Origin of the sequence: Streptomyces diastatochromogenes, from assembly GCF_002242805.1 — a bacterium.
GTDB lineage: Bacteria > Actinomycetota > Actinomycetes > Streptomycetales > Streptomycetaceae > Streptomyces > Streptomyces diastatochromogenes.
This window is the reverse complement of record NZ_MCGQ01000012.1, coordinates 132,087-145,290: the sequence shown is the minus strand read 5'-3', so window position 1 is coordinate 145,290 and position 13,204 is coordinate 132,087. Positions and strand designations below refer to the sequence as shown.

Sequence of the window (13,204 nt, the reverse complement as noted above, 5' to 3'; positions counted from 1 at the left end):
CGCGTGATCGAATTCGTGCGGAACGTCCGGCTCTGGTTCGCCCCGGAACAGGTACGGGAAGAGGGCAGCACCCCCGACTACCGGTTCTCGCTGGCCAACGAGCGCACGTTCCTGGCCTGGCTGCGGACCGCGCTCGCGCTGATCGGCGGGGGCTTCGCGGTGGACCAGTTCCTGCCGGACCTGCGCTGGGCGTGGCGGGTCGGCCTGGCGCTCGCGCTGCTCGGCGCCGGTGTGCTGTGCTCACTGCGCGCGGTGAACCACTGGGTGCGCTGCGAGCGGGCGATGCGGCGGGGCGAGGACCTGCCGGCGTCCCGGTTCCCGGCGCTGCTGAGCCTGGTGGTCGCGGTGGTGGCCGTCGCGATGGTCGTGGTGGTGCTGGTCGGATGGGCGGGGTGAGCACCGAGGCCCGGGATCCCGGGCTGCAGCCGGAGCGCACCCGGCTGGCCTGGCGGCGTACGACACTGTCCAGCACCGTGGCGGCCGTGCTCGCCGTGAAGACAGCGCTGCACGGCGGGGCCTCGCCCCTCTCCGTCGCGCTGTGCGCCCTGTGCTGTGGCCTCTGGCTGGGCTTCCTGTGGGTGGCGCACCGCCGGATCCGGGCGCTCGCGACGAGCCCGCGCCCGGCCGCGCTGGCTCCCCGGCACGCGACGGCGGCGGTGCTGTGCACGGTGGCGATGGCCGCGTGTGCGGCCGTACTCGTGTTCTAGGCGGGTTCCGGGCGGCTTCTCAGGCGATGCCTTCCTCGGTCTCCCAGTCCATCGTGACCACGATCTTGCCGCGGGTGCGTCCCTCCTCGCTCAGCCGGTGCGCGTCCGCCGCCCGCTCCAGCGGGAAGGCCTCCTGGACGTGCACGGACACCGCGCCCAGCTCGGCCAGCTCGGCCAGCTTCCTCAGGTCCGCGGGGTCGGGGCGGACGAAGCAGTAACGGCCGCCGTAGCTCAGCACCTCGGCGTCGGCGATGGACGCCAGCCGGCCCTCGGGGGCGAGCAGGTTGGCGGAGGTCTTCAGCGTGTCGCCGCCGACGGTGTCGAAGACCGCGTCCAGGCCCTCGGGAGCCAGTCCGCGCACCCGTTCGGCCAGGCCCTCGCCGTAGGCGACCGGCTCGCCGCCCAGGCCCCGTACGAAGTCGTGGTTGTGCTCGCTGGCCGTGCCGATCATCCGGGCGCCCAGATGGACGCCGATCTGGACGGCCAGCGAGCCGACCCCGCCGGCCGCCGCGTGCACCAGCACGGTCTCGCCGCGCTTGACCTCCAGCGCCTTCACCAGGACCTGGTAGGCGGTCAGCCCGGCCAGCGGAAGTCCGGCGGCCTCCTCGAAGGACAGGTTGCGCGGCTTGCGGGCCAGCGTGCGCACGGGCGCGGCGACGTACTCGGCGAAGGTGCCCCGGGACAGGAAGTCCTCACGGACATAGCCGATGACCTCGTCGCCGACGGCGAACTCCGGCACCGCGACACCGGGCTGCACCACGACCCCGCTGACGTCCCAGCCGGGGACGACGGGGAAGACGGCGTCCAGGACGGCGTCGAGATATCCCTCGCGGCACTTCCAGTCGACCGGGTTGACCGCCGCCGCGCGCACCTTGACCAGCACCTGGTCCGGGCCGACCTTCGGGTCGCGGACCTCCCCGTACTCCAGCACCTCGGGTCCGCCGTAGCGGCTGTAGCTGATGGCCTTCATGCCCTCGACCCTCCGGGGTACTCGCACGCCACGCAACCTGTATGCCCCGATATGTACCGTTCGCGCGCGTAGCCTGTCGGTCGTCACCGTTCCGTACCCCTCGAAGGTGAACCCATGACCACCCTCCATCAGGAACACACCGAGCACGGCACCCACAGCCACGGCCCCGACTGCGGGCACACCGCCGTACCGCACCTGGACCACCTCGACTACGCACACGACGGCCATCTGCACCGCGAGCACGGCGGCCACTGGGACGAGTGCGAACCGGCCGGCCACACCGCGCACGCGGGCCACGAGCACGTGCACCACGAAGAGTGCGGGCACGCGCAGGTGCAGCACGGCGACCACGTCGACTACCTGCACGACGGGCACCGGCACGCCGAGCACGGGGACCACTGGGACGACCACTGACCCTCGTCGCACCACGGCCGACGGCTCCCCGGGCAGCGCGCGGGGAGCCGTCGGCCTATCGTGGCTCCGGTCACGTTTCGCGCCACGTTCGGCACTTGCACTGGACTACATACCGACCGGTCGGCATCATGAGTCCTGTTCTTGTTCACCCGTTCGTAGGAGTGATGTATGAGCGCCGACCACCCGCCCGGACTCGATCTCGACCGGCTGCGCGGCCTGCTCGACCATGAGCGGCCCGGTCTGGTGAACGGCCCGCTGACCGGCCGGCTGATCGAGGGCGGACGGTCGAACCTCACCTACGCGCTCTCCGACGGCACCTCGAAGTGGGTCGTACGACGGCCCCCGCTGGGCCACGTCCTGGCCACCGCGCACGACATGAAGCGCGAGCACCGGGTGATCAGCGCGCTGCACCCGACGGATGTGCCGGTCCCCCGCCCGGTGCTGCTGTGCGAGGACGAGGAGGTGCTGGGGGCGCCGTTCTACGTCATGGAGTTCGTCGAGGGCACCCCGTACCGCACCGCCCAGCAGCTCGCCCCGCTGGGCGCGGAGCGCACCCGGAACGCGGTGCTGTCCCTGGTGGACACGCTGGTCGAACTGCACGCGGTGGACCCCGCCGAGGTGGGCCTCGCGGACTTCGGCCGGCCCGAGGGCTTCCTGGACCGGCAGTTGCGCCGCTGGGGCAAGCAGCTGGACGCCTCCCGCAACCGCGAGCTGGCCGGCATCGACGAGCTGCACGCGGCCCTGGGACGCGCCCTGCCGACCTCCCCCGCGCCCGCCGTCGTGCACGGCGACTACCGGCTGGACAACGTCCTGATCGGCGACGACGACCAGATCAAGGCGATCCTCGACTGGGAGATGTCGACGCTCGGCGATCCGCTGACCGACCTGGGCCTGCTGGTGATGTACAGCCAGCCGCTCGGGATGCCCGAGTCGCCGGTGTCCACGACCGCGGAGGCTCCCGGGCACCCGTCCCCGCAGGAGCTGATCGAGCGGTACGCCGCGCGCTCCGGGCGCGATGTCTCCGCCGTCTCCTGGTACACGGCGTTCGCCTGGTTCAAGCTCGCCGTGATCCTGGAGGGCATCCACTACCGGTACACGCTCGGCCAGACGGTCGGGCGCGGCTTCGACCGCATCGGCGAACTCGTGCCCGTGTTCATCGACCACGGACTGACCACTCTTCAGGAAGGCTGACCGGACATGGACTTCGCGTTCGACGCGCGTACGGAGGAGCTGCGCGGCAAGCTGCTCGCCTTCATGGACGAGCACGTGTATCCGGCGGAGGCGGCGGCCGAGGAGCAGCGGGCCGCGCTGGCCTCCCCCTGGGACACCCCGGCCGTGGTCGAGGAACTGAAGGCGGAGGCGCGCAGGCAGGGCCTGTGGAACCTCTTCCTGCCGGACGCCGAGTACGGCGCCGGGCTGACGAACCTCCAGTACGCGCCGCTCGCCGAGATCACCGGCCGCTCCCCGCAGCTCGCGCCCACGGCGCTCAACTGCGCGGCGCCGGACACCGGCAACATGGAGGTGCTCGCCCAGTTCGGCGACGAGCAGCAGAAGAAGCAGTGGCTGGAGCCGCTGCTGGCCGGTGAGATCCGCTCGGCGTTCGCGATGACCGAGCCGGACGTGGCCTCCTCCGACGCCACCAACATCACCACGCACATCGAGCGGGACGGCGACGAGTACGTCGTCACCGGCCGCAAGTGGTACATCTCCGGGGCGATGAACCCCGACTGCAAGATCTTCATCGTCATGGGCAAGACGGACCCGGACGGGACGGACATCCGGCGCCAGCAGTCCATGATCCTGGTCCCGCGCGACACCCCGGGCGTCACCGTCCGGCGCGCGATGCAGGTCTTCGGCTACGAGGACCACTACCACGGCGGCCACGCCGAGGTGATCTTCGACCACGCGCGCGTGCCCGTCGCCAACCTGATCGGCGAGGAGGGCGGCGGCTTCGCCATCGCCCAGGCCCGCCTCGGCCCCGGCCGGATCCACCACTGCATGCGCCTGATCGGCATGGCCGAGCGGGCGATCGAGCTGATGTGCCGCCGGGCGGTGTCCCGTACGGCCTTCGGCAAGGCGCTGGCCCAGCAGGGCGTGGTCCACAACTGGATCGCGGACGCCCGGGTGACGGTCGAGCAGCTGCGGCTGCTGGTGCTGAAGACGGCCTGGCTGATGGACACGGTCGGCAACAGGGGCGCGCACGCGGAGATCCAGGCCATCAAGATCGCCACACCGCGCGCGGTGGTCGACATCATCGACCGTGCGATCCAGCTGCACGGCGCGGGCGGCGTGAGCCAGGACTTCCCGCTGGCCGAGCTGTACGCGGGGGCACGCACCCTGATGATCGCGGACGGCCCGGACGAGGTGCACCAGCGGTCGCTGGCGCGGCGGGAGTTGAAGAAGTACCTGTAGAAGGCGCGTGTAAGGGGCGGTCGCCGCGCGACCGCCCCTTACACGTGTGTCCGCGAGGCTACGGCCGCAGCGCCCGCAGCAGCAGGTCGGCGAGGTGGTCGGCGACCTGCTGGGGGGTGAGGGGGCCGTCCGGGCGGTACCACGTCGACAGGTGGTGCACGGAACCGAAGTGGTAGTCCACGACCAGGTCGGCGGGGGTCGCCGTGGAGAAGACGCCCTCGCGCTGGCCCTCCTCGATGAGCGCGCGGAACTGCTCGTGGTAGCGCCGGCGCTCGGCGCGCACCTGCTTGTTCTTCTCCGGGCTCAGATGGTGCATGGAGCGGAAGAAGATCATCGCGTCGTCGAGGTTCTCGATTGTCGTGACGACCACGTCCGCCGCGGCGCCTCTGAGCCGCTTCTCCACCGGCGCGTCCATGGTGGAGAAGTGGTCCAGCCGCTCCTGCTGGACGCGCAGCACGCGCGCGTACACCTCGTGCAGAAGGTCGTCCTTGGAGCCGAAGTAGTGGTACAGCGCCCCCTTGGTGACGCCGGCCGCCTCCACGATCTCCTGCACCGAGGTGCGGTCGTAGCCCTGCTCGGCGAAGAGGCGGGTGGCGGCGTTCAGCAGCCGCTGCGGAACGGGCGTCCCGTCTCCGTCCGTCGTCCTGGGCACTGCCGCCACCTGCCTTTCCGTCGTTACTGCTGATTGTCGTGGGCGTGATTGTCCTGGGCGCGGGAACGCAGTTCCCGACGGAGGATCTTCCCACTCGTCGTCTTGGGCAAGTCGGGCAGGATCTCCACCTGGCGCGGGTACTTGTACGCGGCCAGTCTCTCCTTGCAGTACACCGCGAGTTCATCCGGGTCCGCCTCGGCGCCCGGACGGAGGCTGACGTAGGCCCAGACGGTCTCCCCGCGATAGCCGTCGGGGGCGCCGACGACGGCCGCCTCGCGCACCGCCGGATGGGTGTAGAGGACGTCCTCGACCTCGCGCGGCCACACCTTGAAACCGGACGCGTTGATCATGTCCTTCTTGCGGTCGACGACGTAGAGCCAGCCCTGTGGGTCCATGAACCCGATGTCGCCGGTGCGCAGCTCCCCGTCCGGGAAGGTCTCGGCGGTGGCCTCGGGGCGCCGCCAGTAGCCCGGGACCACCTGGGGCCCTCGTACGACGATCTCGCCCTGTTCGCCGAAGGGCACCTCCGCGCCCTGCTCGTCCAGGATGCGCACGACGGTGTCGGCGCCGGGCAGGCCGACGGCCAGCGTCCCGGAGACGGGGTCGACCGGCGACTCCAGGCCGGGCGGGACGGCCGCGGCGGCCCCGCTGCACTCCGTCAGTCCGTAGCCGGTGCGGATGTACCGGCCGCAGCGCGCGCGGAACTTCTCGACCAGGGCGGGCGGCACGGGGGCGCCGCCCGAGGCGATGTTCACGAAGGAGGCGAAGTGCTCCGGGGTGGCGTCCGGGTGGGCGGCCAGCGCCATGTAGGCGGTGGACGGGCCGACCGTGTAGTGCGGGCGGTGCTCGGCGAAGGCGTCCAGGACGACGCCGGGCTCGAAGCGGTAGGTGAGCACCAGGGTGCCCACGCTGTTGAGGCAGGTCGCGAACTCGCTGACCATCCCGGTGATGTGGAACAGGGGCGCGAGCGCGTAGTAGACGGGTGCCTCGGGCAGCGCGAGCCCCGTCCGCTGGCGCTCGGCGTTGTGCATGATGTTGCCGTGCGTGTTGGTGGCGCCCTTCGGGGTGCCGCTGGTGCCCGAGGTGTAGCTGATCAGCGCGATGTCGCCGGGGCGCGGGTCGCGGCCCTCGGGCGCCTTGCCGCCCTGCCGGGCGACGGCCACGAGGTCGTCGGCGTCGGGGGCCTGGGGCAGCCGCTCGAAGGTGAGCACGCGCGCGTCGTCCCGCGTCTGGAAGTCCAGCTCGCACGCGGTGAGCACGATCCGCACCGGCGAGTCGGCGGCCGTGTCCCGCAGATACGACTCCCAGGCCCGGTCGGTGCAGACCAGCGCGGCGACCTCGCCGTCCCGCAGCGCATGGGCGACCTCGGCCGACTTGTACATGGGGTTGACGGGCACCACCGTCGCGCCCGCCTTCCAGGCGCCGAGGACGGCCAGGACGAAGTGCGGGGAGTTCTGCAGCAGCACGGCGACCCGGTCGCCCCGCTCCAGACCGCGCCCGGCGAGGTGGGCGGCTACGGAGTCGCTCAGCTCGTCGACCTCGCGGTAGCTCAGCCGGGCGTCGAAGTAGGTGAGGCAGGTCCGGTCGGGGGCTGCGGCGACCGCGTCACGCAGGGCGTGCACGAGCGAATCCGCGGGCTCGATCGGCCCCCGCTGGACCTCGTTGAGCAGGGCCAGCCAGGGCCGCGCCGCGTACGGGGAGTGGCTCACCGGGTGACCTCCCACTTCTGCTGGACGCGGTTCATGCCGGCGAGCCAGCGGTCGGGCGTGGTGGCCCGCGCCTGGTAGTACTCGGCGACCTCGGGGTGCGGCAGGATCAGGAAGCGGTCCTCCTCGATGCCCTGGAACAGCGCCTCGGCGACCGCCGCCGGCTCGATCGCGGTCGGCTGCAGCACCAGGTCACCGGCGCTGCCGGTGGCGGCCAGCATGTCGGTGCGGACGCCCTGGGGACAGATGGCGTGGACCTTGAGACCCCGGTGGCGGTACGTGAGCGACAGCCACTCGGCGAAGGCCAGCGCGCCGTGCTTGGTGACACTGTAGGAGGGTGCGCCGATCATGGTGAGGAGCCCGGCGGCCGACACGGTGGAGACGAAACGCCCACGGCCACGCTCCAGCCACTCCGGCAGCAGCGCGTTGGCCGCCCGGACATGGGCCATCACATTGACGTCCCAGGACAGCGCCCAGGCCTTCTCGTCGAGCGCCTCACCGGCACCCGCGTCCTCGAAGGCGACACCGGCATTGGCACAGAACACGTCCACGCTGCCACCGAGCGCGTCACGGGCGTCGCCGACGATCGCGGAGGCATCCCCCGGCACGGCGATCCCACCGATCTCGTCCGCCACCGCCTCGGCCTTGTCGGCATCCAGGTCGTTCACCACCACCCGGGCCCCCTCCGCGGCGAACCTACGGGCGAGCGCGGCCCCGATCCCCCCACCCGCCCCGGTGACGACCACTCCCGCATCCTGCACGGCTTCCACCATCGGTCTCCTTCGACACGACGCGACTCGGCTCAGCGATGACCAGACTAACCAGTCGGTATGTGTAAAAGGAAGGGTGACTGCTCCAACCTAAGGGGCGCGGGGAACTGCGCGACCAGCCACATACGGCTTGCACCTTCCACACAAACGGAGGTCACCCCATGCGTCTGTCCAGACGGAGCCTTCTCGCATCGGCCACGATGGCAGCCGTACCTGTCACACCCCAACACCGCGAACAACTGCACATCGGCTTCGAAAAACTCGCAGCCGACGGCTACTCGGCACTGAGCGGCCAGCGCATCGGCATCGTCACCAACCCCACCGGCATCACCAGAGACGCCAGCCACATCGTCGACGTCATGCACAAAGACCCCCACGTCAAGCTGACGGCAGTCTTCGGCCCGGAACACGGCTTCCGCGGCACCGCCCAGGCCGGCGGCTCCGAGGGCCGCTACGACGACCCGGCGACCGGCCTGCCGGTCTACGACACGTACCTGAAGAGCGGCCGCCCCCTCGCCGACATCTTCACCGCCTCCGGCGTCGACACGATCGTCTTCGACATCCAGGACGTGGGCGCCCGCTTCTACACGTACATCTGGACCCTGTACGACTGCATGGAGGCGGCCCAGCTCGCGGGCAAGCGGTTCGTCGTACTCGACCGCCCGAACCCGGTCACCGGCCGCTCGGCCCAGGGTCCCGTCCTGCACAAGGAGTTCGCCACCTTCGTCGGCCGGCAGCCCATCGCGCAGGCGCACGGCATGACGGTCGCCGAGCTGGCCCGGCTGTTCAACGGGGAGTTCCTGAGCGCGCCCGTCCCGCTGGAGACCGTCCTGATGACGGGCTGGAAGCGCACCCGGTTCTACGACACCTCCGGTCTGCCCTGGGTGCCGCCGAGCCCGAACATGCCGACTGCGGACACCGCGCTGGTGTACTCGGGCACCTGCATGTTCGAGGGCACCAACCTCTCCGAGGGGCGCGGCACGACCCGGCCCTTCGAACTGCTCGGCGCCGAGGACGTCGACGGGCGGTGGGCCGCCGCGGTCAACGAACTCGGGCTGCCGGGTGTGCGGTTCCGGGAGGCGTACTTCACGCCCACCTTCTCCAAGTTCCAGGGCAAGACCGTCGGGGGCGTGCAGATTCATGTGCAGGACCGGGCCGCCTACGACCCCGTGCGCACCGGGATCGCGCTGCTGGTGACCGCGCGGAAGGTCTGGGACGGCTTCGCCTGGCGGTCGGACAACTGGATCGACAAGCTCACCGGCTCCACCCGGGTGCGGACGATGATCGACGCGGGAGCGGGCACGGACGAGGTGGTCGCCGGCTGGCAGGAGGAGCTGGCGGCTTTCCGGAGCGTCCGAAAGGAATATCTGCTCTACAAGTGACCCGCGTTGTATGGCCAACTCTGCCCCGCCGCAGGACGATACGACCACATCGCATCGTTCGGGGGACGAGGGAGCCTTGCATGGCGGATCCTGGGATGAGCGTGACTCCCTACTGGGAGCTGACCTTCGATGCGGACGGGGACGTGGACGGCCCCGAACGCGACCGGCTGCTGGCGCAGGTCACGGACCAGGGCGTCCGTGACCTGATCGTCTTCGCGCACGGCTGGAACAACGACCGTTCGGGCGCCACCAGGCTGTACCGGAGCTTCTTCGCCCCGATCCCGAACCTCGCGCCGAGGGCGCGGATCGGGTACGTGGGGGTGATCTGGCCGTCGATGCGGTTCTGCGACGAGCCGATCCCGGACTTCCCCGGCGCCGCGCCGACTCTCGCGGCGGGCCCAGCGCTGGATCCGGACACCCGGCGCGCGCTGCTGAAGACCTTCCCGGACCGGGCCGACGTGCTCGACCAACTGGCCCGGATGCTGGACGAACAGCCGGGCGGGGACGAGGGGTTGGCACAGTTCGGGCAGCTGGTGCGGCAGCTGGTCGGGACACCGCAGCCGCTCGCCGCGGCGGACACCTCGCAAGAGGGCGAGCCCGTCGCGTTCAGCGGGGACACGGCGACCGCCTGCGAGGAGTTCGCCCACGCCCTGACCGGGGCGCGCGCCGACTTCAGCCTGCCGAACCCGTGGGAGGGCGCCAAGGAACTGCTGCGGCAGGCGACGTACTACACGATGAAGCGGCGGGCCGGGAAGGTCGGCGAGCACGGACTCGGGCCCCTCGTAGGGCAGTTGGCCCATGTGGCTCCCGGTGTGCGGGTGCATCTGGTCGGACACAGCTTCGGCGGTCGGCTGGTGGCGTTCGCGCTGCGCGGGCTGCCCGACGGAGTGCGCACGGTGAAGTCCGTGACGCTGCTGCAGGGAGCCTTCTCGCACTATGCGTTCGCGGCCCGGCTTCCCCAGGAGCCGGACACCGCGGGGGCGCTCAAGGACCGGCACCAGCGGATCGACGGCCCGCTGGTGTGCTGCTACTCGCACTTCGACGCGGCGCTCGGCACCTTCTATCCGCTCGCCTCGCGTCTCGCGGGGGACGACAACTCGCTCCTGGGCGTCGACATCGCGGCCGTGCTGGGCCCCGAGTGGGGAGCCATGGGGCACGACGGAGTGCAGGCGGTACCGGGCACCGCGAAGCTGGACCTCGCCGCGGCCCTGAACGGGGCGCTGCCCGGCTCGGGCTGTGTGAACGTCGACGCGTCCGCGGTCGTCCACCGCGGGGGTCCGCCGGCCGGGGCGCACAGCGACATCGTGCACCCCGAGCTGGCGCGGGTGGTGTTGGCGGCGGGCCGTATCGCCTGACCCGCCGCCGTCCGGACGTCACCGGTGTGACGTCACCGGTGTGTCGTGTACTCCACGACCTGCTGGAAGGTCGGCCGGTTCTGCCAGCTGATCTTGCCGTGCTTGATGCCGCCCAGGGTGCGCTGGACGATCGAGTCGGCGCACCACTGGTCGCCGGCCGAGCACTGGTCGTCGCCCGGGTAGACCTGGGCGGCGGTCAGGCCCGCGGCCTGCTTGAGGGTGCTGATCAGGGTGTCCCGGCAGGCGCTGAGGCTGCCGCCGCCGCAGTACTTCTGCGCGAGACCGCCCTGCACGGACTCGCCGAGCACCGCCCGGATGTCCTTGTCGACATAACTCCACCAGCCGTACTGGAAGGAGCTTCCGGCGTGCGAGCCGGTCGGGCCGTGGCCGGCGGACGGGGCCTCGTCCACGGGCAGGTTGCTGGTGAACGCCCCGTACAGATCGCTGCCCAGGCCGGGCTCGAACTCGGCCTTCACCAGCAGCGGCCACCACGCGTCCAGGATGCGGATGGCGTCGGCGTTGGCGTACGTCTTCGAACCGGCCGAGGTCTCGGTGCGCTTGGCGCCCGCGGTCACCCAGGCCTGGAGCTTGCTCACCGCGTCGGCGGCCGTCGAGTCGGTCACCGGGGAGGAGTTGACCACCTTCAGCAGCTTGGGCAGCACGTCCTCGGCGCGCAGGTCGGCGAGGGCCGCGTCCGCCATGGCCTGCACCAGCTTGGTACGCGTCACCCCGCCGGCCGCGACCAGCTTCTTGACCCGGTCCTCGAGGAGGTTGCCGCGGTGCACGGACCCGTCGCCCCAGGAGGCGGTCGTGTAGTCCTTGGCCTGCTTGTTGTTCCAGGAGATGTAGTAGTCCTGGTCGACGGAGTTGGGGTGCGCGGAGGCCGGGGTGTAGTCGGCCGTGTTGGTGGCCGGGTCCCAGTTCCGCCACTCGTACGCCTGCTGCCCCCACACCGGGAACTCGGCGTCGACACCGCTCGCCCGGACCGGGTTGTCACCGCTGTTGTAGTACGCGGTGTGCTGGGAGTCGGCGTAGAACCAGTTGAAGGTGTAGTTGATGTGCTGGGCCGCGCTCTGGAAGTCCTTCGGTCCCTTGACGTAGTCGGGGTCGTTCAGCATCTGGAAGCCGATGATCGAGTCGGCCTCGTGCAGGTAGGAGGAGCGCAGGGTGGTGTAGGCGACCTTCTTGCCGCCGACGGTGGCGCGGTACTCGACCGGGCCGTACTTCGTCCGCCACACCCGCATGGTGTACGACCCCGCCGCGGTGCCGTCGGCGGTCGTCGGCTTCCACGCGTTCTTCTGCTCGACCTTGTCCATCGCGGTGCAGGTGCCGTGGTACAGGTAGTGGTAGTCGTCCTGGCACAGCTCGACGGCGTAGGTGTCGATGATGTCCTGGCCCGAGGTGGTCGCGCTCCAGGAGTAGTCCTGGCCGCGGCCGAGTTCGACGTACATGCTCAGGCCGGCGAAGGAGGCGCCGCGGGCGCTGATGCCCGGGCCCTGGATCTCCTGCAGCATGAGCAGCTGCGGGGCGAAGTAGCCGGTCTGCGGGCCGAAGACGGCGATCGGGTGACCGCTGGCGGTGTACTTGCCGCTGACCACGAGGGCGTTGGACATCCCGCGCTTGGCCGAGCTGAGGGTGGTCTTGGCGGCCGTGGCGGACGTGCTCTTGGCACTCGCGGTGGCGGCGCTGCCCGTGCGGTCGTAGACCAGCGGCTCCTGGGTCACCGAGCCGGAGTCGGGCAGGGCCTCGCCCTGGGGGTCGTCGGGCTTGGACGCGTACGGGAAGCTCTCGCCGTTGTGGACGGTCAGAGCGGCCTCGGCGTCGTTGCGCTCGCGGAAGGACTCCCAGACCTTGGTGCCCTGCTCCACGCCGTACTTGGACTGGGCGGCGATCAGCGAGAGGGCGTTGTTGACCTCGCCGCCGCCTCCGGAGCCGAACAGCGAGCCGATGACCGAGCCGAGCGCCACCAGGTCGGTGATCTTGAAGTGGTCGATGGTGCCGGCGTTGGTGATGGAGTCCTTGTGGCCGGTCAGGACGTACTCGCCCGGGAAGTAACGGCCGCTGTCGGAGGCGTCGATGTAGGAGTTGATGCCGTCGAGGTAGGCGTTGGCGTCGGCGAGGGCCTGCTGGCCGCGGGCGCCGTTCTTCGCGATGGCGTTGTCGATCTGCGCCTGCAGGTCGGCCTCGGTGTACGGCGCGTTGCGGTAGAACTCCTGCTCAAGCCCCTGGTTGGCGGCCGCGCCGCCGGCGAACGTGGTCAGCTGGCCGCGGCCCACGTGCCGGAAGACGTCCATCAGCCACAGCCGGTCCTCGGCCGCCGCGTACCCGGCGCCGAACTCGGTGCCGTACCGGGTGGTGCCTGTGATGTGCGGCACACCGGCCTTCTTGTCGCGGACGATCGTCACGTCACTGCGGCCGGCCGGCTTCTCGGTGGAGGCGACCTGGTCGGAAGGGACCCCGAACGAGGCGTCGTTGAAGAAGGTGTTGATCTTCGCGTCGGTGAGCCCCGAGTAGCCGGTCGCCAGGTTGGCGTACGGGCCGAGCTGGTCCTCGGCATGGGAGGGCTGGGTGCCGAAGGCCTGGTTGAGCAGGATCTGGGCGAGGGTGGCGTTGCCGTTCTCGCCGGGCGGCAGGATGTCCGAACACTGGCCGCCGCAGTAGTCGTTCGAGGCCGTGGCGCTCTCCGCCGCCGCTGCCTGGGTGAGCGGGGAGAGCACTCCCGCGATCAGAACGCATACGGATGCCGTCTTCAGGAACCCGGTGAGCCTGCGGGGAGTTCTCAGTTTGTCGAACAACACGTTGCGTGGGGTGCGCCGTGGCATGGCAGCTCCTCCCG

12 protein-coding genes are annotated in these 13,204 nt (G+C 70.8%); 7 read left to right on the top strand and 5 right to left on the bottom strand.

The genetic code is table 11. The features are described from left to right. The first annotated feature begins 3 nt into the window (after nt 1–3). Both BEK98_RS13685 and BEK98_RS13680 read left to right on the top strand, forming a co-directional pair. A complete protein-coding gene (locus BEK98_RS13685; RefSeq protein WP_094216766.1) occupies nt 4–396 on the top strand; it encodes a YidH family protein in 393 nt (130 codons plus the stop codon). Then, nucleotides 384–707 (top strand): DUF202 domain-containing protein, encoded by a 324-nt coding sequence (locus tag BEK98_RS13680; RefSeq protein WP_094216765.1) that lies wholly within the window; start codon nt 384–386, stop codon nt 705–707. Before BEK98_RS13685 ends, BEK98_RS13680 begins: the two co-directional genes overlap by 13 nt. Before the next feature lie 19 nt (nt 708–726). On the opposite strand, the gene BEK98_RS13675 is transcribed toward BEK98_RS13680, so the two are convergent. Further along, entirely contained in the window at nt 727–1,677 is a 951-nt protein-coding gene (locus BEK98_RS13675) for an NADP-dependent oxidoreductase (RefSeq protein WP_094216764.1), read from the bottom strand. 114 nt (nt 1,678–1,791) lie between these two features. Here BEK98_RS13675 and BEK98_RS13670 point away from each other — a divergent pair, with 114 nt between their 5' ends. From BEK98_RS13670 to BEK98_RS13660, 3 genes are all read left to right on the top strand, one after another. Next, on the top strand, nt 1,792–2,091 hold the full coding sequence (locus BEK98_RS13670) for a hypothetical protein (protein ID WP_094216763.1): 300 nt from the start codon (nt 1,792–1,794) through the stop codon (nt 2,089–2,091). 168 nt (nt 2,092–2,259) lie between these two features. After that, nucleotides 2,260–3,282: a phosphotransferase family protein gene (locus BEK98_RS13665; protein WP_094216762.1), complete on the top strand. Its 1,023-nt coding sequence runs from the start codon at nt 2,260–2,262 to the stop codon at nt 3,280–3,282. Nucleotides 3,283–3,288: 6 nt separating this feature from the next. Further along, a complete protein-coding gene (locus BEK98_RS13660; RefSeq protein ID WP_094216761.1) occupies nt 3,289–4,503 on the top strand; it encodes an acyl-CoA dehydrogenase family protein in 1,215 nt (404 codons plus the stop codon). 58 nt (nt 4,504–4,561) lie between these two features. Here the strand turns inward: BEK98_RS13660 and BEK98_RS13655 are convergent, their stop codons facing one another. Genes BEK98_RS13655 through BEK98_RS13645 form a run of 3 tightly spaced genes read right to left on the bottom strand, consistent with a single transcriptional unit; the run spans nt 4,562 to nt 7,634 of the window. Beyond that, a complete protein-coding gene (locus tag BEK98_RS13655) occupies nt 4,562–5,155 on the bottom strand; it encodes a TetR/AcrR family transcriptional regulator (RefSeq protein ID WP_094216942.1) in 594 nt (197 codons plus the stop codon). Between the two features lie 23 nt (nt 5,156–5,178). Further along, on the bottom strand, nt 5,179–6,864 hold the full coding sequence (locus BEK98_RS13650; RefSeq protein WP_094216760.1) for a class I adenylate-forming enzyme family protein: 1,686 nt from the start codon (nt 6,862–6,864) through the stop codon (nt 5,179–5,181). Beyond that, the gene (locus BEK98_RS13645) at nt 6,861–7,634 is read right to left on the bottom strand and encodes an SDR family oxidoreductase (RefSeq protein WP_094216759.1); all 774 of its coding nucleotides are present in this window, start codon (nt 7,632–7,634) and stop codon (nt 6,861–6,863) included. The genes BEK98_RS13650 and BEK98_RS13645 overlap by 4 nt, the downstream gene beginning before the upstream one ends. Before the next feature lie 158 nt (nt 7,635–7,792). Between BEK98_RS13645 and BEK98_RS13640 the strand changes: the two genes are divergently transcribed. Both BEK98_RS13640 and BEK98_RS13635 read left to right on the top strand, forming a co-directional pair. Then, nucleotides 7,793–9,013 (top strand): exo-beta-N-acetylmuramidase NamZ family protein, encoded by a 1,221-nt coding sequence (locus tag BEK98_RS13640; RefSeq protein WP_094216758.1) that lies wholly within the window; start codon nt 7,793–7,795, stop codon nt 9,011–9,013. Nucleotides 9,014–9,093: 80 nt separating this feature from the next. Further along, nucleotides 9,094–10,368: a serine-threonine protein kinase gene (locus BEK98_RS13635; RefSeq protein WP_167444155.1), complete on the top strand. Its 1,275-nt coding sequence runs from the start codon at nt 9,094–9,096 to the stop codon at nt 10,366–10,368. A 32-nt stretch (nt 10,369–10,400) separates the two neighbouring features. Here the strand turns inward: BEK98_RS13635 and BEK98_RS13630 are convergent, their stop codons facing one another. After that, the gene (locus tag BEK98_RS13630) at nt 10,401–13,190 is read right to left on the bottom strand and encodes a penicillin acylase family protein (protein WP_094216757.1); all 2,790 of its coding nucleotides are present in this window, start codon (nt 13,188–13,190) and stop codon (nt 10,401–10,403) included. Nucleotides 13,191–13,204 lie beyond the last annotated feature (14 nt).